The following is a 24694-nucleotide window of genomic DNA, read 5'->3' on the forward strand; positions in this document are numbered from 1 at the left end:
GATCACCTTAGCCAGACCGCGCAGGTTATTGCACAAGGCGATTTCTCGGAGCGCGTCCGGATAAAATCAAAGGATGAAATTGGCATGCTGGCTCAAAATTTTAATGACATGGCTGCTGTTGTTGAGGACAAAATTACGATTCTCGAGCGAAATAATGAAGAGAAACAGCGGTTCATCAACAATTTTACACATGAATTGAAGACGCCTTTGACTTCCATTATTGCCTACGCGAATTTTATGAGGACAACCAAATATAACGAGGAAATGTTCATGGATAGCTTGAATGTCATTTATTTGGAAGGAAAGCGTCTAGAGTCGTTGTCATTGAAGCTCATGAACCTGATTTTGATGCAGGAGGACGATTTCCAGATGGAGCTGCACGATTTAGGGGCGATCTTTGCTGAATTAAAACCGACGCTTAGTGTGATGGCGAGCGAGAAGCATGTGGGTATGATCGTGGAATGCGAACCGTGCGAGCTGCTGGTGGAGAAGGATTTGATAAAGGTGTTGATCTCCAATCTTGTTGATAATGCGCTGAAAGCTTCAGCCCCGCAGCAAACCATTATACTGCGTGCTCTGTGGCGCGGAAATCAATATATTCTGCAGGTACAGGACGAGGGCATCGGCATTGCCAAGGAACATCAGGATAAAATATTTGAACCTTTTTATATGGCGGACAAGTCTAGAACAAGAAGCAGCAACGGAGCAGGTCTAGGGCTTGCGATATGTCAAAGTATTGCAGGCGTACATCATGCTGCAATCCATATTGCAAGCAATGAAAATCAGGGCACAATCGTAGAAGTGGTGTTCACTCCGGGTCATCCGAAAGGCGGGATTAAGGAATGAACAAGCTCATTCTGGTTATGGTGCTCGCAGCGCTCGCAATCATTTCGACGGGGTGCGGCAACGTATTGGACAGAACCCCCAAAGACACGGTAATGGTTAAAAAAATAACGAAAGAAACGGGCAGCAACGATGTGGAATACGAGGGTGTTCTGTCCCAAGAGGCGGTGAAGACGCTTAGTTTGAATGCAGTCAATAAGTATTTGGAAAAGAGTCTAACGATCGATGAGCTGCAATTCGAGCTGATGGCTATTGACCAGCATAAATTTAGAGAGCTGCTAAATGAAGCGGAGTATGGAACTAACCCCAGACCGGAAAGGGCGCAGGTGATTGAACAGGGCGCTAAGGCCAAGCTGGATTATCAAACCGAACTGGATGACATTTCTGGCGGCTTGTATTATATAACACTGACTAGATTGTCTGATCCTAATGAAGTGTATGACATCGTGCTGAACGCCAAAGACGGCGATGTGATTAAACTCTCCGAGGTGGGCGTCGTACGGGCCCCTTCCTCCAGCAGTCAAAGTGAACGAGAGAAAATCATTGCTCTCGCAAATGCGTTTATCGATATAGAAGGAAGTTACCCCTTATCTAATTTGTCGCTGAATGAGGACATTACCCGCTGGGACAGCGTTGTGGAATTGTATTATGCGAGCAAGGAAGATGGGAAGTTGAAATATTGCGTCACGGTGAATGTGAGTCAAAATAAGGTTGTCGGGTTTAGCAAGGACGTTATGGCGTTGTTAAGCTACTATTCTAGAATGTAAATAGAGTGAGATGAAGAGAGCCAATTGCATGTGCAATTGGCTTTTTTGAAATATAAGAATTTATAAGTTTGTTAGCTTATAAAGGGCTTATATTTCACCGTCAAAGCTACTTCAGCGTCTAAAGGACGCCGAAGGCGTTTTTGCTTGCATTTTTATATTTTACAACTTCAATACAACTCTATCTCACTTACCATATATCCAGTCACTATACTGATGAAGTAATGCCTCGGAACGATAAAAGTTCAAGCAGTAGACAATGATAGCAATTGAAAGGAAGAGAACCTATGAAAAAGGCATTGTTCATTTTGTTGACGATAATGATGATGGTTGTATCTGCATGCAGCTCTACTACAGGCGGAAATTCAGGAGGTACGCAGACAAAGAGCGAGGGGCAGGCCGGTACAAATCCGCCGAAGGAAGAAACGGTTGAACCGAAAAACAGCAATGAGAAAAAAACGATTGTGTTCTCGACTTTTTTTCAGAACGATTTCTTTGTAGAAGCCAAAAAGAAATATGAGGCCAAGCATCCCAATATCACCATTGATCTCAAATACATCGATACAGAGGACGCGGATTTAGAAATAAAAAAACAGCTGCTGGTCAACATGAGTGAGCTGATTGATAAGGACCCAACTTTTAAGAAGGAACAGTATTTCGGCAATATTTTGGACGGAATGAAGGTGAACGGAGGATTATACGGGATGCCGCTTGGCTTCTTTATTTATGGTCTTTTCGGCAATAATACATTAATCGAGAAAAGTGGCGTTAAGATTGACGACAGCCATTGGAACTGGACTCAGTTTATAGAAACGGCTAGAGAGCTCGTCAAGCATACAGATGAAAATCAATCCGTATTAGGCACAACTGAGCCAGAATATTTGATCACGCAGCTGGTTAATGATCAATATGGGACGTTTGTGGATAAGGAGAGCGGAAAGGCTAATTTCGACTCTGCTGCCTTTACTGATTTGCTGAAAGAAGTAAAATCCGTGTTCGATGACAAAATTATGAGTGGAGATAAAGGCTTTCCTATATTTAGAGACACCCAAATTAACTCGCCTGAAGATTATATTCGTGAGGTAAACCAAAGCGAGTTTTTGACAGGGGGTCTATCCCACAAGACAAAACTGTACTTAAAGCCGATCGCAAGCGGTCAGCAGGCAGGCGGCTCCTTCAGAACGTATCAAACGCTGGGCATAAACGCAAAGTCTTCTGTAAAAGAGGAGGCATGGGATTTCTTGAAATTTATGCACTCTGATGAAATGCAGCATCGAGCAGGCAGTGCCGGCTTCCCACTCAGTAAAGCTTCATACAGCAGGGTCGTCCAGGATGTATTAAAAAAAGGGACGGTTGAGTCTATTCAACCGATTGGACCGATGAAAGGCAAAGTGTTTGAAATTACTCAAAAGGATATTGACGATCTAGATAAATTCCTTACTGGGGCCAAATATTCGGTTCAGTTCAACAATACTCATATTGATAACATTGTAAGAGAAGAGTCCTTAGCTTACTTCGCCGGACAGAAAACGCCTGAAGCCGTGGCAAAGCTAATTCAAAATAGAGTGACGACTGTTTTAAATGAATAGGAAAAGCATCAAAAGTGTTCTGATCAGGCTGCTGCGCAAGGATGGTGCTGCGGCAGCCTGCTTTTTGGCACCGAGCCTGATTGGTTTTTCCTTATTTTATCTTGTCCCGTTTGCCATGGGATTTGTATATTCATTTCAGGATAGTACCGTTAACGGTTCATTTGTTGGTTTGGACAATTACAAGGATTTGCAGGCCAACGCATCCTTTCGGAAAGCGGCAGCCAATACATTTCTGTTCACTGGTGTTAGTGTACCGCTTATTATTGCTCTGTCTTTGTTGTTTGCGCATTTGCTGAATCAAAAGCTGTTTATTCGAAATTGGCTGCAGACCGCCTTTGTACTGCCGCTTGTCGTGCCTGTCGCCTCTATTGTGATGATATGGCAAATCATGTTCGACTGGAATGGGACATTGAATGCTTGGATGCAGAGCTTGCATCTGGATCGAATAGATTGGATGAAGTCGGAGTGGTCAATCGGTGTGCTCGCCATCGTATATACGTGGAAAAACATCGGGTATAACATCATATTATTTTTGGCGGGGCTTCAAAGCATCCCTAAAGACTATTATGAGACGGCGGATATTGAGGGAGCGGGCATTTTTCATAAATGGATTCATATTACGCTCGTTTATTTGACTCCGACCATGTTTTTTGTCGTCCTTATATCTATTATTAATTCGTTTAAAGTGTTTCGTGAAACGTATCTGATCGCAGGCAATTATCCTCATGACCGCATCTATATGCTGCAGCATTACATGAATAATATGTTTTTATCCCTTGATGTACAGAAGCTGACAGCCGCTGCAGTTCTAATGGTAGGCTGTATTCTTGCTTTTGTAATGATCATGCTTTCCATCGAACGGCGTTTTCGGAATTCCATGGATGGGTGAAAGGGTGGTGAAAGGATTGCCATTATTTAAAAAGCTTGTGTTATCAATTATCATGGGGGGACTTGCTGCGGCAATGCTATTCCCCATTATTGTTACGTTTTCCAACTCATTCATGACAGAGACCGAAATTGATTATAACTACAATCTCATTGGCAAGATGGTTAATATTGCGGCAGGAGAAAAAGACGGATATATCAATCTAAAGCTGATTCCCGATTGGGTATCATTCGGTCAATATGCGGAGGTATTGGTTCATAAACCGATGTTTCTCCATATGTTTTGGAATTCCGTGTTTATTGTTGTACCCATCATTGTTCTGCAAGTGATGATCGCATCTCTAGCCGCTTATGCATTTGCCAAGCTGCGGTTTTGGGGGAGGGATAAGCTGTTTGTCGTATATTTGATGACCATGCTTATGCCGTTTCAAGTGACGTTAGTGCCCAATTATATTATTGCGGATAAGCTGGGGCTCATGAATACAACTTCCGCCATTATACTGCCGGGGATATTCAGCGCTTTTGGCGTGTTTATGCTTAGGCAGTTCATGATGCATATTCCATATACGTACGTTGAAGCAGCCAAAATAGATGGGGCAGGGCATGCAACCATTTTTTTTAAAATCATTGTGCCGCTCGTCAAGCCGGGAATCGCCGCTTTAATTGTTTTGTTATTTGTTGATAATTGGAACATGGTTGAGCAGCCGCTTATATTTCTTGAGGACACATTCAAGCAGCCGTTGTCACTCTATTTATCGCGTATTAGCGAGGGTGCAAGGGGCGTTGCTTTTGCTGCCTCCGTTTTGTATATGACTCCGATGGTGCTGTTATTTTTATATGCAGAGTCGTACTTTGTTGAGGGTGTTCAGCTATCGGGAATTAAAGGTTAGCCCATTCACGGAGGGATTTTAATGGAATTACAACTAGCTGGCCAAGCAGTGCCTGGACGCAAAAGAAAAATTCGCCTTCTGTTTGGCTTGTTTATAGGGCTGTTAATCGGATTTACGCTGTTTAGCAATACGCTAATGTCCTTAACCTTACCCAAGGTCGTGTTAGTCACGCCAAACCGTGGTGAACTTAATCATGCCTTTCAAGGCAGCGGTATTGTGAAATGGCGGGTGCAAACGGCTTTGTCGGGTGAGCCCGGGATGAGGGTAAACAAAGTGAATGTTAAGGAAGGGGAGCCCGTTAAGAAAGGGCTGGTATTGATTGTTTATGATCAGAAGGCTGCAAAAAATCAAATACTAGACGAGCAGGCCGCTCTTAGTAAGCTGCAGCTACTCAATAAAGAGCTGGAGCAAAGCTATGTCGAAGCCTCCCAAAGCGGAGATGAGAAGAGCGTCGAAAGCGCCAAACATGCGCTGAAGGTAAACGAGATTGATAGGGATATGCAGCAGCGGAGAATTAAGAAGCTGCAGGATAATCTGGCAGAAACGAGCACATTGGTTGCGCCTTTTGACGGGATTGTAACCAAGGTTGGCGCGGTCGAGGGTTTGGCTTCATCCGAAGGAGGGCCTGCTGTTATGATTGCCAATACAAGCCTTGGTTTTGAATTTGAAATTCTAGTTCCCGAGGCTGCAGCTTCCCCGCTGGAAAAAGGAGCGAAGCTCGATGTTCAATTGAGCGGCACTCAGGCTAGACAAATCGAGGGCAGCCTAGTGGAAATTCAAGACACTGATGCTCTTAGCCCAGCAGGTGAAGGCGGAAGCGCAGCCTCACATACGGCAATGAAGAAATTGCTTGTTGCGATAAAGGATAATCAATTGCAGGGGGGAGAGCGTGCCGAGGTTATGCTGACTCAGAAGACAGATGATGTCATTCTGGTACCGAATAAAGCGATTCACGATGAGGGAGACAAAAAATATGTGTTTGCCATGGAGGAGAGGAGTGGACCATTAGGCAACGCCTTTTACGTTCGCAAAGCGTACATTACAGTCGTTGATTCAAATGATACACAATCTGCTGTTACAGATGGGCTGTTCGAACAGCAGTCGATTGTATTCGAGAGCGGAGATCCGCTTCAGGATGGCGACAAGGTTCGCGTTCATTAGAACCGTGTCCTATAAATGGTATAAGGTTTGCCCACTGTAGCTCTCTGGATTGGTCAGTAAAACCAATACGTTGAAGCTTGCTAGTGCAAAGCTATATCAATATATTAAGCAGGAGCTTTACTCCATGTAAAAAGGGGTAAGGTTCTTTTTTTAGGTTCAAATTCATCCTTCCATATTTTAATACCGAGTTAACTGATATACTATTCCTATTAGATAAGACTTCTAAAATGGTAATTAAATGTAAATTCATGATGTGGTTTTTCTATTATAAACAGCAGGTTCGCTGCGATATTTAAAAATTATGTTCTACCAATCGCAACAGGTATACGGAGGAACTTTCATTGATTGTAAGTACAAAAATTCACATCCCCCATGTCCGTAACTCTTTAGTATCAAGGCCACGGCTAATACAAATGCTTAATGCGGGAATGGAAGCCAAGTTGACGCTTGTTTCTGCGCAGGCTGGATACGGGAAAACGACAGCTTTAAGTGAATGGGTGCGGCAGTGCGATGGAGCTGTTGCTTGGATTTCACTGGACAAGCAGGATAATGACTGGATTCAGTTTTGGAGATATGTCACAGCTTCTATTCAGGAGAGAATTCCCGGCTTTGGCTCCACAGTTGGGGTGCTGCTCGAAAAAGGTTCATCGACTTCAATGGAGCTTGCCATTATAGCGCTGCTTAATGAGCTCAGTCAATTAACCAGCGAGCTTGTCATCATTCTCGACGATTATCATGTTATTGAACTTCCCTCTATAAACCATTCCATGGCCTATTTGCTCGAGCATTTGCCTTCTCAGATTCATCTCTATATCGCAAGCCGTACCGATTTGACGATACCTACCGCCAGACTGCTGGCAAAAGGTGATTTACACCGAATCGTTATCGACGATTTACGTTTTAAGCTGGAGGAAGGCGTTCTTTTTTTTCGGGATACGACTGATTTATCATTGTCTAAAGAACAAGTGACGGAGCTGTTCCATCAGACAGAAGGGTGGATCAGCGGCTTGCAGCTTGCAGCAATCTCTCTGAAGCGAAGTGATAACATAGCTGCGACCATTCAACAATTTAAGGGTCAGCAGCATCATATATCCGATTATTTATTGGAAGAAGTATTTCAGCATCAATCGGCATCCATACGCACTTTTTTATTGGAAACCTCTATTTTAAGTCGGATGAATCATTCATTGTGCGAGGCTGTAACGGGCCACCCGAATAGTCAGGAGCAATTGGAGAGATTAGTGCAGCTGAATTTGTTTGTTATCCCGTTGGATGATCAGAGAAATTGGTATAGGTACCATCATCTGCTTTCAGATTTTTTGCAGCAAGTATTGTTTCGAACAGACCAGGAAAAGTGGATGCAGGTACATATTCATGCAGCTGCTTGGCTGGAGCATCATGGCTTTGACGAAGAAGCAGTAGACCATTACTTAGAGGGAAAGCAGATAGAGGACGCTGTCCGTTTGATTGAGAAAAATTTGCATAAGTTAGTGCATTCGAAAACTGTTTTGTTAGTTAAATGGGTATCGCTTTTGCCGGAAAACGCTTTTGCTGAGAAACCTATGATCGATCTATTGTATATTTCGGTCTTACTAGGAATCGGAGAATGGCAAGCCGCCTTCATAAGAATTGGGGAAGTAGAAACTCGCCTACAAGCGCTGCAGGGAAAGATGAGCGAAGTGGAATGGCGCCAGGTCATGGGCAATATCTACTTTTTTTATTCTATTTCCTCGTATCTTCAAAAGGACTTGGAGCGACTGTCGACTTACCTCGAGTTGGTAGAGAAATATGTGCCGGAAGGCAGCTTTTTTCAAACGATGGGGCGTAACAGACATCAAGCTTATGATATATTTGATGATCATTTGGCGCATATCAATGATCTTCATGCCGTAGACACATTCCTCTTGGAATGGATTAAAGTTTGGGAGAATAAAAAAGAATATCCCTTTATCGGTTTTTTATACGCTTCCTATAGCAAATTGCTATACGAGTGGAATCGATTGGACGAGGCAGAGCTATATGTAAATAAGGCTATTGAGCGTAGGGACATCGTGCCATATGCCCGGATTATGATTCCGAATTATATAAGTGCTTCGAGAATTCAGCAAGCCAAAGGAAATCCAATCCGTGCATCAGAGCTGCTCACTCAGTTGACATGCCAAATTGACTCACCTGATTATGAATTATTTATGTTGGGCATAGAAGCGGAACAAGCTTATTTATCACTGCAGCAAGGTTCGCCCCAAGCTGCTTTTGATTGGATGCAAAGATGTGGTCTGGCGCATACGGATGAGGTTCCATTGTCTCGAATGGTAGAGTATGTATCTTTGGCCAGAGTGCTTGCAGCGTGTKAGCGGATAGAAGAAGCGCTTTTCTTATTGGAACAGATGTATCGTATATTAGAGAAGAAGGATCGTCTCCGAGATCAAATTAAAGTTTTAATTATGCAAAGCGTGATGCATCAACGTTTGGGTCATACTGAGGCTGCCAGGAAACAGTTGGAGAAGGCATTACACTTAGGGCAACCAGAGGGGTATGTACGCAGCTTTATCGATGAAGGACCTATAGTAGCTGTACTGCTGACTGCTTATATGAAGGGAAAGCAAGAAAAAGTTTTATCCGCTCCTCCCATAGTTTCACTGGAGTATGTTAGACAGTTGCTTCAAGCATTTACTGTCATACAGGTAGAGGACAAATCGCAAAAAGTCCTGCTAACCGAACAAGAGACAAAGGTTTTAATGTGGATTGCGGGCGGATTGTCAAACAAGGAAATCGCTAATCGCCTGAACATAACGGCTGAAACTGTAAAGTTTCATATAAAAAATATGTACAGAAAGTTTGGAGTTAACAATCGGGTGCAGGCGTTGCAGCATGCCAAACAATTAATGCTAATCGTATAATAGCCCCTTTTTCTTACGCATACCTCCCCATTCGGGGAGTTTTTTTTTTGAAAATATAGTCTTATAGTTAGAAGGATCATTAGGAGATTCGACATAAAAAGATAATCTACAACAATAAATTAGTATAAAAGGGGGATAAAGGCTATAAGTCTAAAATGAATAAAGCAGAAATCGGGAAAAACTAAAGTCTATCCATAGGAGAGTTAAAAAAGCGATGTTTAAAAAAAGAATATCAGGCTCGACGCGAGTATTGTTAAAAGGTTATATGGTTCGTTTACTATTGGGTTTAATGGTTTTTTCATTGTTTTCGTCGTCTCTTGCGTTGCCTGCATTTGCAGATGCGCCAAGCGTTGGCCCAGACGGCAGTGCGGGTTGGACATATTGTGCGGATGAGCGTACTATGTGCAGCTTTGAAGGAACAAAAGAAGTACGATACTGGGGTGATGGTGGTAGTTATAGCTTTAATACAAAAATTGCAACTAACAGTATAGCTTGTTCAAATGACGTATTCGATGATCCTGCTGCAGGAACTCCCAAAAAGTGTTACTACCGTAACCTTCAGCTTGATTCTGGGGAAATGACCAAAGCCGTTAGTAATTACAATAAGACATTAACGGTTACGTTTAACGTATATGCGATACAAGCTGGCACTTTAGAGGATTTGAAAAGCAAGATTACCATTAAAAAAACAAGTAACGGCAACTTTACAGCTCTTGATGCAGACGATACCGTTACGAACGCAACATATACAGCTACATCTAGCACGCTTCAAATCAATTTTAAAGACAATCTAGTTGGTGCGGCAAACGCCATAAAGATTGATGCAGGGGCTTTTTTGGATAGCGATAACACGCCTTACGGTTTGCCGTTAGAAATTACGGCTATCACGTTCACCCCGCCCACAGTTATAGCGGACACGACGGATAACAATAATGCGAATGATATTGAGCTTACGTTCGCTGACGATTCGGAGTGGCGCCAAGCAATCACGGCGGTGAAGGATGGATCTGCCACACTCGATATGGGAACGGAATATACGGTCAATAACGGGAAAATCACGATAAAAGCCGGCGTCCTGGCAAAAGGCAATCATAATATCAACATATCCGCGTCTGGCTATCCAGACGTAGGGGTAAGCCAGCTTGTTAGAAAGCTGTATCCAGGAGCAGGAGCGGGTACAATAAGTGATCCATATCTCATAGAAACCCCTGATCATCTTAATGAGGTTAGAAATAATATGGATAGCGGCACTTATTACAAGCTCATAGCAAACATTAATTTAAACGGTTTCGCAAACTGGGAGCCGATAGGAAATGGTATTGAGCCGTTTAAAGGATATATAGACGGCAGCGGATATCCAATTTCAAATTTAAAAATCGATACTAATTACGCTGCAAACATAGGATTATTTGGTTCTGTGAATGCAGAGGGCACCCTTACAAATATGGTGTTGGAAGATGTTAATATAATTGGACAAAGCAGCAACGTAGGAGGGCTGGCTGGTACTAATTATGGAAAAATTAGCAACAGCAGCGTTACAGGAACGGTACAAGGTTCTACCTCTGTAGGAGGCTTGGTTGGCTATAGTGAAAATGGAACCATACAAAACAGCATGGCGGCGGTAAATGCAAGCGGGATCTTTTATATTGGCGGATTGGTTGGTTTTCGTCAATACGGATCCATTAGCAACAGCTACGCGACAGGTAGTGTGAGCGGAGTAAGTTATGTTGGCGGTTTGATTGGTGTCGCTCAATTTGGTTCAATAAGCAATAGCTACGCAACAGGAGCTGTGTCGGGGAGTTCTTTAGTAGGTGGCTTGAACGGTAATATAGCTTATGATTCAATCAATAACAGCTACTACGACAGTCAAACCACTCACCAAGGAGATACAGGAAGAGGTACTGGGAAATTAACCGCTGAAATGCAAATGAAATCCCATTTTAACAGCTGGAATTTCATTACTGAGTGGTATATTCTCCCGGAAAAATATCCTCAATTATGGGCGTTTGTAGCCTTGGCTCAAGGAACGGACAGCGGTTCAACCAAATTAATCCACGTTGCAGAGGGGATGGAATATTCACTTGACGGCAGCACTTATATTCCAATTGCCGGCATGGAAGTGGATAACCTTATTGCAGATGCGGGAGATAAAGTCTTTATTCGTGCAGCAGCAGATATATTGAGCACAAAAACATTGACGGTTTCACTAGCGAATATTAAGTCGGGTACTGCACCTACAACGTCGGCATTGACCGCTGGGACAAGTGCGGGAACAACAAAGCTAACTGGCGTGACGAGTGCAATGGAATATAAAGTAGGCTCTGGATCGTACTCGGCAATAACGGGTACAAGCATGGACAATATTGCTGTCAATGCAGGAGAAAAGATTTCCGTTCGATTAGCGGCTGTGACGACACAACCTGCATCACTTGACCAAACGTTAACGGTAACACGCGAGAACATCAAGTCTGCGGCGGCACCGACAACGGGCACTTTGGAACCAGGAACGATTGGTGAGACAACCAAGTTAAACGCTGTTACCTCAGCGATGGAGTATAGAGTCAACAATAATTTGTATGAGAGAATTTCTGAAACAAGCATCGATAATATTGCTGTTAAGGAAAATGATACAATCTCCGTTCGTATAGCGGCAACAGCTCTGCAACCGGAGTCTGAGCCGCAAATACTGACCGTGCAGTCGAATGTAAGAAATCCGAAGAGTGCAGATGCATCGCTTAGCGAGCTTACGTTAGGCGGAGTGACGCTTAGTCCAACGTTTGATAGTGAAACAATGGAATATACATCAAATGTAGCTAACAACGTGACGAGCACGTCAGTTACGGCAATCAAGGGAACTGCAACAGCTACGATTATAGCAGCTGATTTAGGTGTGAAACAGTTATCGGTAGGAGAGAATGTGATTACCGTGCATGTAACAGCGGAAGACGGCATTACGAAAAATGAGTATACCGTCACCGTAACGCGTGCTAAAAGCCCAGATGCAACGCTAAGTGCATTGACGTTAAGCGGCGTGACACTCAGTCCGGCATTTGCTAGCGGTACATTAACGTACACGGCAAATGTGGCTAATGACGTGACGAGCGCGACAGTTGCAGCAAGCAAGAGCGATGCAACAGCAACGATTACAGCATCCGATCTAGGTTTGAAACAGTTATCGGTAGGAGAGAATGTGATCACCGTTCATGCAACAGCAGAAGACGGCAGCACACAATACTATACGGTAACCGTAACGCGTGCTAAAAGCCCAGATGCAACGCTAAGTGCATTGACGTTAAGCGGCGTGACACTCAGTCCGGCATTTGCCAGCGGCACATTAACGTACACCGCAAATGTAGCTAACGACGTGACGAGCACGACAGTTGCGGCAAGCAAGAGTACTGCAACAACTGCGATTACAGCAGCCGATCTAGGGCTGAAACAGCTGACGGTAGGAGAGAATGTGATCACCGTTCATGTAACAGCGGAAGACGGCAGTACAAAAAATTATACGGTCACCGTAACACGTGCAGCAAGCTCAGATGCAATGTTAAGCTCATTGACACTAAGCGGCGTTACATTTAGCCCAACGTTTGACAGCGAAACTTTGGAGTATACAGCAGAAGTAGCTAACGATGTGACGAGCACGACAGTTGCGGCAATCAAAAGTGATGCAACAGCTGCGATTACAGCGGCCGATCTAGGTTTGAAAAAGCTATCGGTAGGAACGAATGTGATTACCGTACATGTAACAGCAGAAGACGGCAGCACACAAAACTATACGGTTACCGTAACGCGAGCAGCAAGCACAGACGCAACGTTAAGCTCATTGACTCTAAGCAGCGTGACACTTAGTCCAACGTTTGACAGCGAAACTTTGGAGTATACGGCAAACGCAGCTAACGACGTGACGAGCACGATAGTTGAAGCAGCTAAGAATAATGATGCGGCTGCCATTGCAGCTGATGATCTAGGTCCGAAACAGCTTTCAGTAGGTGAAAATACCATTACTGTGCAAGTCACAGCAGAGGACGGCAGTACAAAAAAATACACCGTCATCGTAACACGTGCGCAAAGCGCAGATGCAACGCTCAGCGAACTGACATTAAACGGCGTCACACTCAGTCCGAAGTTTGTAAATGGTACATTCGCTTATACCGGAAATGTAGCCTATAACGTGACGAGTACAACAATTACAGCTACTAAGAGTGATGCAACAGCTACGATTAATGAAACAGATTTAGGTTTCAAACAGCTTTCAGTAGGAGAGAACACATTCATCGTTCACGTAACAGCCGAAGACGGTGTTGCAAAGAAGCAATACAATATCATTGTTACACGTGCAAAAGAGGTTGTATCTGGCGGAGGTGGTTTGCCGGTACCTACACCAGCGCCAACACCAACTCCGGTACCTACGCCAAAACCGACACCGTCACCAACGCCAGCGATTAGCTTAGTTGATATCTCCAGACACTGGGCTGAAGATAACATCAAGCAAGCGATTAGCAATGGAATCGTGACAGGTTATCCGGACGGTACATTTAGACCTAACCATACCGTGACACGCGGAGAATTTGCAGTCATGCTGATGAATTTGTTGAAGCCGCAAGAAGCGGGAGCGGAACTGTCATTCACAGATACAACAAAGATTCCAGCTTGGGCGCAGAAAGCAATCGCACAAGCGGTACAGGAAGGTATTATTAATGGCTATGAGGACGGCACTTTCCGTCCGAATGCAGAGATTACACGCGCAGAAATGGCAGTTATACTAGCTAAAGCTTTGGGTCATTCTACGGAAGCCATTGCTGCAACAAGCTTCACGGATGATAATGATATTCCTGCGTGGGCGAGAGCTAGCGTTGCTTACGTAAAACAAGCGGGCATTGTAAAGGGGAAGGGCAATAATGAATTCGCCCCTCAAGACCATGCCACAAGAGCTGAAGCTGTAACCGTTTTGCTGAACATACTGGCAAGTCGGAATAAGTGAATAAGTTCATCCTAGAGTCTGAAACTTGGAATTTTTATTAAAGGATGGAGTTATATGCCTCACTACTATTTTAATGAAATTTGGACACCTTTTAAAATCATAGGTATTCGTCTATATCGCGATGATGATAGGGACGTATGGATCAAGTTCTGGAACGCGAAAAGACGCCGAGTCATCCGAGCAGGATAGATACCTGCATTTCACTTAAAACAGCAGCCCTTATTAACTAGGGGCTGCTGTTTTAGTCTTTTCAGCTGCATCGATTGGCTGGTTTTTACTTTGTTAGAACGGGCTCATCCCGATTGTATTGACTTTCTCGCCAGTTATACTGATGCCCATTCTCGTCGTAATGTCACGGTAATGACCAACACGGCGACCGACTCTGTAGTCCGTCTCGTCTTTGTTTCCTTCAAAGTTGCCGTTAATAATCATAATGGTTACACCAAACCCAGCAGGCGTTAACCCTTTGGCAATGTCTGACGCAGATGGTGTCCAGTTGCCGACCATTACATCATGTGCAGAAGGTTTCGGCGGTTGTGGAGTCATCCAAAATAAGATAGCTGTCATAAAACCTAGCTTGCCGTCGTTTACGATTAATTCAGGTTGTTGGAGCAATGTGTTCTGAGTGCCATAAATAATTCCGCTAATAAGTCCGTAATTGTAGTTCCAGCTAAGCTGAATTGGTCCACGTCCGTGATACGACTTGCCTGGAACTGGAGGGAATTCAGCATGGCTTTGAATGTACCCTGTGTTTGTGGAATTAATATAAGCGACTTCTTCATTCCAAAATAGTCCCCAGCTCAGCTCGCCGCCAGGTGCTGTCGCCCAGCCTCCGCCTGTTTCATGCGCAATATTCGCGAGGAAAGCTGCCAGCTCGCGCTTGCGGTTTACAGCGGAACCTTCTTTAATAAATGTGCCAAAATCAACCGTTTTAGAGATGACCGGTACGGTCAAATTCCATGAAGCGTTGAAATCTGCATTTTGAGAAATGAGTGTTTCTGTTTTCGTTGTTTTGTTCAAGCGGAATACACGGTTGTTCCATGTAGCACCTTGGCGGTATTCAAGCTTGTACTTAATGTTTGCAACGTCTGTTACTGCAGCGATTAGGTTGTCATAAGAATAATAGTCGACTTGACCAGGTTTATAATACGTTTTGCTAGCAGCGAAAGTGTGCCATGCAGGTGTGCCGATACGCATCGGGAACAGTGCTTCATATTCTGTTTTTGGCAGTGCGGCTTGTACGGCTGCCGCTGCGTTTGCTGGTGAATATTGAGGATCAATTCCACCCCATTGTGCTGTAATTTGTTCATCGGTTAGAACGCGGCTTTGTCCGACATTCAGTTCGGCAAGAGAGGTTTTTACGGTGATGGGCGTACTTGCTGTTGTGTTGTTGGAGCTGTCTTTTGAGGATACAGAGTAGATATACGAAGTGTCTGGCTGCAAGCCAGTATCGGTGTAAGTTAATGTGGAGGCGTTTGTGGAACCAACTTTTGTAGCGCCGCGGTAAATATCGTAACCGGTAACAGCGATGTTGTCTGTTGCAGCATTCCAAGTTAATGTGACTGAATTAGCGGTTTTTCCTGGCGAGGCAAGATTCGTTGGAGCTGTAGGTGGAGTTGGGTCTTGGTTGCCCCCGCCCGTACCTGGCTCAAGCAGCAGCCATGGTGAGCTCGATGGAGCGCCAGCACCGGGTATATCGCCTTGTGTCCACCATTTGGCTCGATAGTTGTTGTTATTGTAGCTCACTTCATCGCCGGTTAAATACACTTGGGTGGACACCCACGGTGAGGCCGTTAATGCAGCTTGCTGCTGAGGAGCATTGGCGGACACGGTTTTTGACACCGCTTCCAATTGAGCCAATAATAACAAAGTGGATAATACAATGACGGTTATGCGGATGAGCTTTCTGCTTATCAGTTTGCGTTTCATAGACATCCTCCTAAACTATTTTGTTAATTTCAACAACAAGTATATAATCTTCCAAAAATTTAATATATAGACGGTAATAACTATATTATTTTGTTTGTTTGTGTCGATTGTTACAACATTTGAACTATTTTTAGGGATAAATTTATGAGATATTAATATTTTTATGTAAAATAATACAAAAATACCCCAGTGCAATTGTACTGGGGCTTTGATCGATTTATTCGGTGTCTACTTATTAAAGCGACAAAGGGGCTGCTATTTTTTATAAGCTATTAATATAGGGTAAACTTTCCTTTATACAGATTAGAGGAGCCGTCGGATCTTGTGTTGTCCTTTACTTTAGCTGAACCGCCTACTGCGTTAACGATGTACCCAACCCCGTCCAAGTGGACATTATTGTTTTTGAAATCATTATTGGTGCCAGTTGGATAGCTTGAGCCGTGGGTGCGATTCTGGAACGCATCGACTACGCTGCTATTGCCATTGCGGCTGCCAGTATTGTTGTAGATCTTGGAGTTAACACCCTTCACGTCAATAAAGCTGTCCGCTGAGTTTGCTCCGGAAATTCCAGTGCCGTTAAATGTGCAATATTCCACGAGAGTTCCGTCAGCACCCTCTTTAATATCGATATGCTCAGCTGTTATTCCAGGGCCGAAAGTGGTGTATCTTATAGTATTGCCAATGACGGTGTGCTCGTAAGCAGCACTTTCATCCGATCCTACATAAGCGCCTTCACCGTATCCCGCTTGATATTTTCCAGTATCATAAATGTTGGCGTTATCCAGTGTATTGTAGGAGCTGCCGTCTCTGAAATGAACGCCTTCGTCGCCCACATTGTATATTTCGGCCTTGTAGATGAAGTTGTAGTTTCCATTGTCAATCATGATCCCCTTTTGTGCTCTTGTTACTTTAATATCGCGAATGTCCCAATAGTCGCCTGTAAGATGAATGCCATAAGAACCATCATTGGTGGCGGGTCCTTGCAATATAGGGGGATTAGCTGGGTCACAACCCTTCAACACGATGCGGCTGCCGGAAGTGCCGCTGGCGCCAGAATAGAAAACTCCGGTTGGAACGCCGTTAGCATCCAATCTAGGATCACCGCTTGCAGCTCGAATACCCGAGTAGGTTCCTGGCGCAATCGTGATTATTGTACCTGCGCTCGCATTGATCATCGCAGCTTGAATAGCAGCTGCTGAGGTTAATGCGCCGGAACAGGCTGCTATACCGCCGGACTGTGTAGTAGCGCTGACGGTATTGCTCGAAACGGACTGATTGCCTGCCGCATCTTTTGCTTTTACGTAATAGCTGTAGGTTGTCGATCCGGATAAGCCAGTATCACTGGCTGTGGTTGATGCTACCGATTTGAGAAAACTGCCGCCGCGGTAGATGTCATATCCAGTCACGCCCACATTATCCGAGGAAGCGTTCCAGCTCAAGTTAATTTGGCTGCTCGAAGCAACGGAGGCGCCCAAACCAGTTGGTGCTGTCGGTGCGATTGTATCTCCTCCCCCTCCGCCGATGCTGGAGACGACAACCAGCTCTGGTTTATTGGAGGTATTCTCCTTACTATTTATTTCTGTATATTTCCCAGCCGTTTCTGATAATACAAAGGAAGCAGCACCATCGCCGCTCGCTTGCCCTTGCACGTAGGCCGTTACATCAATTTCTACATATTGAAAGCTGGTTGTTAGAGCTGCACTATTGATGAGGCTGCCGGTTGCAGGTTTGCTACTCCATGTAAGTGCTGCTTGTGTCCAGCTGTCTGCCGTTTGAGAAGCGGTTAAGGTAGAGGTTGATGATGCTTTCGCATAGACCCGAAGCTTAGCGCTTGTAATGCCAGAAAGGCCATTCAAACTAAATTTCAGAAACGTGAGCCGCTCTGATCCACTAGTATTTTTAACGAACATGGAAGTAGCAGAACCATAATTTGTAGCTGCATTGCTTTCATAAACATAAGAGTCATCAGTAGGACTGAGTGTAGAGGTGGCACCAAACACGGCGCCAACATTCAGCATCGATATCATCATAAAAAGACTCATAAACAGACCAATGGACTTAAAAGACTTAGTCACGTCTTCATCTCCTTCAAAATAAACCTGGTTTTGCGGATGAACAAATTAATTTGTAACAATCAGCTCTGGCTTATTGGACGAGTTCTCGCTGGTGTTGAGCGTGGTATACTTCCCAGCGGATTCACTGAGTACAAAAGAAACAAGAGCATCCCCGGCTGCTTGAGCCAGCACGTAGGCCGTTACATCAATCTCGTAATACGCAGCGGTTGTACTCATTACTACAGAACCAACAGCTGTGCCTATTGGAGGCTTATTAGCCCAAGTCACTGCGGCTTCCGTCCAAGAGTCCGTTGTCTGTGATGCCATTAAAGTAGTTGTGGCAGATGCGCTTCCATAAACGCGAAGCTTGGCATTCGTTACTGTTCCGGTTATTGAGCTGAGATTGAATTTAAGAAGGGAATAACGAGTTTGCGAGGCGTCCGTCTTCACATACATGGATGCGGCGTCCCCGTAGTTTTTTGCTCCATTGCTTTCATGTACATAGGAGTCGTCTGACGGGCTTAGAATAATGTTAGTACCGCCGCCACCGCCAGCTTGTGTTGTTGCGCTTGCGATATTGCTCGGAGCAGACGTATTTCCAGCCGCGTCTTTCGCTCTTACGGTAAAGCTGTAAGCTGTACTCGCTAGGAGTCCCGTATTGCTATATGAAGTGCCGGTTACACTGCCAATTAGTGAACCGTTGCGGTATACATCATATCCGGTGACGCCTACGTTGTCTGAGGCTGCCGTCCAGCTTAAATTAATTTGTGAGCTTGATACCGCAGCTGCTGTTAAGTCTGTCGGCACGGTTGGCGCCTGCGTATCTGGGGTTTCTGGGCTTGTGCACGTATTGGTCGCTGTGCCGCTGCCAAGCAAGGATGCACCCGTGAATGACAAGCATGCATATACGCCTTTATTGGAAGAAGAGGTGAAATCTACTTTTTCGTTGCCGCCCCATGTGCTGATGAACGTGCCTGTTGGTTTTTGCAAATGAGCCCAAGCCATGCCATCCCATCCAAGCTGATAGATTTTATTGAGTTGGTTGTAAGGTGCGTAGCTGACATATGGGCCGCCTTTTGTCTCTTGTTTCGCCATGGTGTTGTTGAAAAAAACGTTTTGTTCACCTGTCGATCCCGACCACTTTGTAGCGTGCGGGCCAGCACCGTACCAAATCGGGTACCAAGTGCCCTCAAGCACATCCTGACCGCCTTCTCCTTCACCCCATGAGCTGTGTTCAAAAGGGATATTAATCGTATTTTGTTCAATCAGATTTCTGCGTTCCCAGCCGCCATGCAAGTTCATATCTGTTGTGAGCGCATTATTTTGAACAACATTGCCTGTTGCTGACCATTGAAGCGTGAGATGGCGCACACGGTCGATTTTGTTTCCGATTATTTTGCTGTCATACAGCTTGGAGCCCCGAACATAGCCGTGACCGCCTTTGCCTTTGTTCCAAGAGCCGAAAATAATATTATTGCGAATCTCCATATTTTTGGCGAATTCGGTTACGATCGGATGAGAGCCTGTCATATAAGTCTGAATGCCCTTTACCCAGCCGTCTTGCGCCCATTTGAACAAAATGCCGTGCAGGGCGTACTCCAATGCCCCATTTTTGTACTTCAGCCCGACTCCGCCGGGATTTGATGCTGCATCATAATCGTTGGCATTAATCGTTGAGGCATAAGGTGTATAGGAAATGTCTTGCGTAAAGTAGAAATCTTCGAATCCAACGCCTTTTACCGTCGTTACTTTCATTACTTTACTGTAATAGGTCGCATTGGATCCGCCAGGATCTGCAGGCAGCAGCCCGCCGTTGCTGAATGGAACATCGAATTCAAGCGGCTTATCAAGCGTTAGCGTATCCCCGCTGACGCTGGCTACCGTAAACATTTGTGTCCGCATGTGGCCATTGTAGCGATACTGCTCGGGACCTTGCATTTGATCATAAAAGGCGACCGTGTTCGCAGCTCCCACATAAACGGTGCTGCCTGCCTGAAACGAGCTGCCTTTGCCGGAAGCTATCTTTATTTGTGTACTGCCTTTGGTGCCGCCACCGCTGGAAGCGACTCTTTCTCCGCTCAGCCAGTGAAAATTAATGCTTCCTTCATAAGTAGAATCGTTAGCGTGCTTGGTGCGGTCTTCGACTCGAAATGCGGCATAACCAGGCCACAGCTTCCCGTCAATTAACGGGGCTCCAGGGTTTGCAGGGTCTTCGAAGTAAGTAGCTGACGGCTTGAAAACAATCTTTGTTCCAGTCGCAGCGCTATTGCCTGCACCCCGAATCGTAACATAGCTCGCATCCACACGAATCTGTTTATTGAGATCGATTTGGCCGGCCGGGAGTTTTAGAATAGCCCGATTGGAATCACTAACGACTTGCCCATTTACTTTCAGCGTACCGCTACGAATTTCGTTAATGACCTGCTGGAGCGCATTCGAATCGTCAACACCGTCGTTAGCCAAAATGCCCTCTGTCGTTAGATCAATAATTGTACCGCCGGTTGGCAGCGCTTGCCCGCCTTTGTAGCCTGCGGTGGTCCAGTTTGGCAAAGAGGGATCAACAGCAGCTTCAACGGAAGAAAGGCCAAGAGATGAGAAAATGATTAAGGAAGAGAGTATAGCCGTACAAAAATGTTTGGTTTTTAAATCTTTTACAGCTGAATTTAAATGAAACATCCTCATTCCTCCTTTAATTGATCGTTCTACATTCGGTCTCTTGAAGCAGTATGCAGGGCAGGGCTTCACCACCTTTTATGAAAAGAATGATGACTTCCTTTAAATGTCTGACATACTTCCAGCATAACAAAATGTAAGCGCTGCAATTTTCATTTCATTGCTAGAAAATGATATTTTGTTGCTGTCTTTTGCTACAATTATTAGAAGCGCTTTCATTATAGATTTCATGATGCAGGAGGGATCGTATGAAGCTTAGCACGAACGTGAATTTGAACAAGGAGCCTTTCCATCTCAACTATTTTAAGACAAGCAATCAGCGCAGCTGGGAGGTGTTCCACGCTCACCAAAGCATGGAATTCCTATATGTGTATGAAGGCGAAGGCATCGCCCACATCCATGGTTGCCAATTTCCAATTAAACCGGGTACGCTGCTGCTTTTCCAGCCTTTCCAGCTGCACCGGCTGGAGGTGAGCGAGCGTTTTGTACGGACCGTGTTTATGTTTGATCCATTTCCTGTGTCTTCGGCACTCGCGATCTTTCCATCGCTTCATATGTTTTTTTCTGTTCTATGGAAGTCCACGCTAACTCATCCTGTTCTATATATGCCACCAGCCCAAAATGAATTTATAAACCTCTATGAGATGCTGAGTATAAGGTTGAAAAATGTCCCTCCCTCCAAATGGCATGAGGAATATCTATTATTCGTTGTTTCCTTTCTGCAGCAGCTCCGCCACTTCGAAAAGCAGCTGGCGCCGATAAAGACCCCAGCACCTGAGCCAAAATCCTCGTTGACGATCAAGCTGATTATCAACTGGGTGGATGCAAACTTTAGAGATAAGTTTATGCTGGAGAATCTGTCTGATGAGCTTCATCTGTCTACCTTTTACTTGTCCCACACTTTCAGTGAAAAAACAGGCAGCAGCCTGACGAAGTTCATTTGTTCTAGGCGACTAAGAGAGGCATGCCATCTACTGGAGACGACATCGAAAAGTGTTAGTGAAATAGCAAGCGAGGTTGGATTTCAAAACTCCTCTTATTTTTGCAGGGTGTTTAAAGGAGCTTTGGGCGTAACGCCTAAGAAGTATCGGGCTGAGGTGTTTGGCGAGGGGCAGCTTTAAGAAAATTTGCAAGAATTTAATAAAAAGTACAAAGAAAATAATGTAACATTAAGTTATTGTGGGAAATATATTAAAACTGCAATTAATAGAAGGGGGAAAGTGTTATGAAAAAATTAGAAATCATAAAAATAGGGCCGAAGAGTGCTTTTAAAGCGACATTATATTTTGCTATTATTCCATTATCCATTATGGTTGCTTTAGGCTTTTTAGTCGCGATTATTGGACTCGCTATTGGCAAACCAGGCTTACTGTCAGCAGGAATTCCTTATATTATAATGCCCGTTATACTAATTTTTGTTTATGGCTTGATTGGGATGTTAAGTGCCTTCATCTATAGTAAGCTAGCGACAAAGTTTGGCGGTCTTGAAGTATCGGTTGTAGAAAAGGATAACCTTATAGGATAATCCGTCATAAAAGACCGATCTCAGCTTCGTGTAGAACGCTGGGATCTTGACTTTGACACGGCTTTACAGTCCTTCATGTTGATTGCGCAGTAAGAGAAAAGCCAAGAAATATGCTAGTTATAACCCAGCATTTTCTTGGCTTTTGAGTATGAATGAATTGTCGAGCTTGAATCCACTTCAATAGCGGCGGATGGTGCTATTGCTTAAATAATAGCTCTTTACCATCCGAAAGATACGTATAATAGTGATCTTTTGAAGCTTCTTCAATATGCTCGAATGCCCAGTGAGCAGAAGTCGCATCCGGCCAAGATGGTGTTGTCACACCTGTAAGCGGTCCTCTTCCTAGCAAACGGTTCATAATGGTAACTGCTTGCGCACGTGTTACATATTCCTTCAGACCGAACGAGCCATCTTCAAAACCGATCATAACCCCTGCTTTGCTTACAGCGGCAATAGCTGCTGCAGCCCAGTGCTGATCAGATACGTCCTCAAATGTGTTCGTGAATGGTCCTTTAAGATCAGCATTTAACCATTTGGCCGCAATCATTGCCATTTCGGCTCTCGTTATGCGGTCATTTGGCCGGAAGTTGCCCTGCTTATCGCCAATCATTAATCCAATATCTTGTAGCTGCTCGATGTTAGCTGCGGCCCAGAAGCCTTTTGCAACATCCGGGTAGAGCTTTTGGTATTCATAAACATTAGGTAAATTTTTGTTGCGTGCTAGTAAAGCCGACATCTCCGCTCTCGTGATCGTGTTATTCGGGCGGAATGTGCCATCAGGGAAGCCTTTAATATAAGCATTATGATGGCCAGGGTTTGCAATGTTCAGGTCAGTGAAAGACTTCAAAGTGCCTGTGAAGCCGCTGCCCGGCTTATAAGACACGGTTGCTTCAAAACCAACGGGAATAGGATTCTTCAGCTGAATAATAACTTGATTGCCATCCATTTTAACGTCTTTTATTTCCACTGCCTTGCCACTAATTTTTACTATAAAGCCTGATGTGTCCACCTTACCGCTGCCATCAACTAGATCAAGAACAATGGTTCCCGCTTTTGGATCGATGGTGGTCTTCTTCACTTGCTCCGTCACAGGCTGAGCGGGTATGACGGTACTTTCACCTGTCGACCGTTCTGTTAACTGAATAACGGAGAAAATGCTGAACTTGTCAATTTCAATCTCTAGCCCAATTGGAGTATCACCGCTGTACACAACGGCAGGTTTCATTACCACTTTTTCTCCATCGCTATGCTCTACAAAAACTCGCAGCGAATCTAAAAAGCTGTCGTAGTTGCTTGAAGGCACGGTGATTCCGTTCTTTGCAAATGGTAAGAACAGTGTTGTTGTGTAATCGCGATAGTTTGTTTCAATTTCCAACGATGAGCCGATTACTGCAACATTTCGGCTTCCAGCTGCTGCTCTGACAACTGTCTCATTCACAATGCTGGTATTTAATTCCGTTTGATGACCAGCATCTTTTACTGGAATTAAGCGGAAAAACAAGTCAAGATAACGATCTGCCATTCGGTCAATAACATTTGCAGCAATGGATATCGTTGCATATTCTGTACGTATATCCAACGTATTTTGGTTTGTGTTTAACAGTCTTATAGATTGTCCAGGAATTTCGACAGCAATCTCACCTGGCTCGTCTCCTGCAACCTCATCAACAAATACAGTTGATACTCCGTTTTTTGTTCTAAGATCATTAATAAACCTTGCTGCTGCTGCCGGATCAAAAATGGCTTTGTCAATTTTTATTCCATTTGACAACATAACACGATTAATGCCAACCGGCTCACTCACTCTCATCCTTTGCATGACGATGAACAAGTGTCTTGATTGATCCATTCTCAGGCAATGAAATTTCAATTGCACTTGGCTTGTTGGAAGTCCAATCGATCATCGTTTCATTGGCCCCTGTTGTTACAATGAGTACAGGAAGCGTAACACTCTCCCATGTATCGTTTGCTTGGTAACCAATTTGCAGGGCCCTCAGTGCATCATCAATGGCTTCGTCTGTCGTGAATTCGACCGTTATAAGCAAGGGCTTGCTTTCATATCTGTCTTTTTCCGTTAATGTCACTTGAATTTTGGTTCCAGGCTCAAGGTCAAGTCCTTCGATGACAACGGTTCCCGTCTCTTCTCCGGCATTTACCGCGCGTTTCAACTCTGTACCATTCTCGTCGTATACAATAATGGTCGCCCCAGCAGGCACCTCTACTACCTTAACGCTGCCAGTCGATACACTTGCTTTAACCTTTGAACTTTCCGGTGAGCCACTATCTATTTTTGCTGTGCTAGAAGTGGATTGGCTTTCCAGCTTTCCAACTTCTGCAATTGCAACCTTAACCAAGTCTCYCTCACCAAGTACATGCGGGGCTTCAATGTTAACTACAACGGTAGCTATGGACGTATCCGTGTTTGTAACTGTACCAATAACATCGCCGTTCTTGTCATATACGTTGATAGTTGCACCTGGTGGTACATCTTTAACGG

At 44.5% G+C, this 24694-nt stretch carries 15 protein-coding genes; 10 read left to right on the top strand and 5 right to left on the bottom strand.

Going from position 1 to position 24694, the window contains the following annotated elements:
• The 8 genes from AB4Z17_RS21755 to AB4Z17_RS21790 all read left to right on the top strand — a co-directional run.
• A partial coding sequence (locus AB4Z17_RS21755; protein ID WP_441962023.1) for a sensor histidine kinase occupies window positions 1–846 on the top strand: 846 nt, incomplete at its 5' end.
• Window positions 843–1610: a hypothetical protein gene (locus AB4Z17_RS21760; protein WP_441962025.1), complete on the top strand. Its 768-nt coding sequence runs from the start codon at window positions 843–845 to the stop codon at window positions 1608–1610. The genes AB4Z17_RS21755 and AB4Z17_RS21760, both read left to right, overlap by 4 nt.
• Window positions 1611–1894: 284 nt before the next feature.
• Complete coding sequence (locus AB4Z17_RS21765; protein ID WP_441962027.1) at window positions 1895–3196, top strand: ABC transporter substrate-binding protein; 1302 nt, start codon at window positions 1895–1897, stop codon at window positions 3194–3196.
• Window positions 3189–4085, top strand: a complete 897-nt coding sequence (locus AB4Z17_RS21770; protein ID WP_441962029.1) for a carbohydrate ABC transporter permease — start codon at window positions 3189–3191, stop codon at window positions 4083–4085. Before AB4Z17_RS21765 ends, AB4Z17_RS21770 begins: the two co-directional genes overlap by 8 nt.
• 52 nt (window positions 4086–4137) lie before the next feature.
• Window positions 4138–4971 carry a carbohydrate ABC transporter permease gene (locus AB4Z17_RS21775; RefSeq protein ID WP_441962048.1) on the top strand — a complete coding sequence of 278 codons (834 nt, stop codon included), beginning with the start codon at window positions 4138–4140 and terminating at the stop codon, window positions 4969–4971.
• A 21-nt stretch (window positions 4972–4992) separates the two neighbouring features.
• On the top strand, window positions 4993–6132 hold the full coding sequence (locus AB4Z17_RS21780) for an efflux RND transporter periplasmic adaptor subunit (protein WP_441962031.1): 1140 nt from the start codon (window positions 4993–4995) through the stop codon (window positions 6130–6132).
• A gap of 413 nt (window positions 6133–6545) precedes the next feature.
• The gene (locus tag AB4Z17_RS21785) at window positions 6546–9032 is read left to right on the top strand and encodes a LuxR C-terminal-related transcriptional regulator (RefSeq protein ID WP_441962033.1); all 2487 of its coding nucleotides are present in this window, start codon (window positions 6546–6548) and stop codon (window positions 9030–9032) included.
• 214 nt (window positions 9033–9246) lie between these two features.
• The gene (locus AB4Z17_RS21790) at window positions 9247–14016 is read left to right on the top strand and encodes a cadherin-like beta sandwich domain-containing protein (RefSeq protein WP_441962034.1); all 4770 of its coding nucleotides are present in this window, start codon (window positions 9247–9249) and stop codon (window positions 14014–14016) included.
• Window positions 14017–14298: 282 nt separating this feature from the next.
• Here AB4Z17_RS21790 and AB4Z17_RS21795 read toward each other — a convergent pair whose 3' ends face one another.
• From AB4Z17_RS21795 to AB4Z17_RS21805, 3 genes are all read right to left on the bottom strand, one after another.
• Window positions 14299–15945: a glycoside hydrolase family 19 protein gene (locus tag AB4Z17_RS21795; RefSeq protein WP_441962036.1), complete on the bottom strand. Its 1647-nt coding sequence runs from the start codon at window positions 15943–15945 to the stop codon at window positions 14299–14301.
• 272 nt (window positions 15946–16217) lie between these two features.
• Entirely contained in the window at window positions 16218–18020 is a 1803-nt protein-coding gene (locus AB4Z17_RS21800; protein ID WP_441962038.1) for a CBM96 family carbohydrate-binding protein, read from the bottom strand.
• A 45-nt stretch (window positions 18021–18065) separates the two neighbouring features.
• Complete coding sequence (locus tag AB4Z17_RS21805) at window positions 18066–20675, bottom strand: CBM96 family carbohydrate-binding protein (protein ID WP_441962040.1); 2610 nt, start codon at window positions 20673–20675, stop codon at window positions 18066–18068.
• Window positions 20676–20920: 245 nt separating this feature from the next.
• Between AB4Z17_RS21805 and AB4Z17_RS21810 the strand changes: the two genes are divergently transcribed.
• Window positions 20921–21793 (top strand): AraC family transcriptional regulator, encoded by an 873-nt coding sequence (locus tag AB4Z17_RS21810; RefSeq protein WP_441962042.1) that lies wholly within the window; start codon window positions 20921–20923, stop codon window positions 21791–21793.
• A 104-nt stretch (window positions 21794–21897) separates the two neighbouring features.
• Window positions 21898–22197, top strand: a complete 300-nt coding sequence (locus AB4Z17_RS21815) for a hypothetical protein (protein ID WP_441912921.1) — start codon at window positions 21898–21900, stop codon at window positions 22195–22197.
• Between the two features lie 196 nt (window positions 22198–22393).
• Here the strand turns inward: AB4Z17_RS21815 and AB4Z17_RS21820 are convergent, their stop codons facing one another.
• Both AB4Z17_RS21820 and AB4Z17_RS21825 read right to left on the bottom strand, forming a co-directional pair.
• Window positions 22394–24046, bottom strand: coding sequence for an S-layer homology domain-containing protein (locus tag AB4Z17_RS21820; RefSeq protein ID WP_441962044.1), 1653 nt, complete (start codon window positions 24044–24046; stop codon window positions 22394–22396).
• A partial coding sequence (locus tag AB4Z17_RS21825) for an immunoglobulin-like domain-containing protein (RefSeq protein ID WP_441962046.1) occupies window positions 23994–24694 on the bottom strand: 701 nt, incomplete at its 5' end. The genes AB4Z17_RS21820 and AB4Z17_RS21825, both read right to left, overlap by 53 nt.

It is taken from the genome of Paenibacillus sp. TAF43_2 (genome assembly GCF_052113545.1).
Classification (GTDB): Bacteria; Bacillota; Bacilli; order Paenibacillales; family Paenibacillaceae; genus Pristimantibacillus.

What these genes read in the sequence shown, in the direction of transcription:
- AB4Z17_RS21820 (WP_441962044.1), bottom strand. Translation starts at nt 24,046, where the DNA reads ATGGATCAATCAAGACACTTGTTCATCGTCATGCAAAGGATGAGAGTG.
- AB4Z17_RS21775 (WP_441962048.1), top strand. Translation starts at nt 4,138, where the DNA reads ATGGGGGGACTTGCTGCGGCAATGCTATTCCCCATTATTGTTACGTTT.
- AB4Z17_RS21780 (WP_441962031.1), top strand. Translation starts at nt 4,993, where the DNA reads ATGGAATTACAACTAGCTGGCCAAGCAGTGCCTGGACGCAAAAGAAAA.
- AB4Z17_RS21790 (WP_441962034.1), top strand. Translation starts at nt 9,247, where the DNA reads ATGTTTAAAAAAAGAATATCAGGCTCGACGCGAGTATTGTTAAAAGGT.
- AB4Z17_RS21810 (WP_441962042.1), top strand. Translation starts at nt 20,921, where the DNA reads ATGAAGCTTAGCACGAACGTGAATTTGAACAAGGAGCCTTTCCATCTC.
- AB4Z17_RS21760 (WP_441962025.1), top strand. Translation starts at nt 843, where the DNA reads ATGAACAAGCTCATTCTGGTTATGGTGCTCGCAGCGCTCGCAATCATT.
- AB4Z17_RS21815 (WP_441912921.1), top strand. Translation starts at nt 21,898, where the DNA reads ATGAAAAAATTAGAAATCATAAAAATAGGGCCGAAGAGTGCTTTTAAA.
- AB4Z17_RS21765 (WP_441962027.1), top strand. Translation starts at nt 1,895, where the DNA reads ATGAAAAAGGCATTGTTCATTTTGTTGACGATAATGATGATGGTTGTA.
- AB4Z17_RS21805 (WP_441962040.1), bottom strand. Translation starts at nt 20,675, where the DNA reads ATGTTTCATTTAAATTCAGCTGTAAAAGATTTAAAAACCAAACATTTT.
- AB4Z17_RS21795 (WP_441962036.1), bottom strand. Translation starts at nt 15,945, where the DNA reads ATGAAACGCAAACTGATAAGCAGAAAGCTCATCCGCATAACCGTCATT.
- AB4Z17_RS21770 (WP_441962029.1), top strand. Translation starts at nt 3,189, where the DNA reads ATGAATAGGAAAAGCATCAAAAGTGTTCTGATCAGGCTGCTGCGCAAG.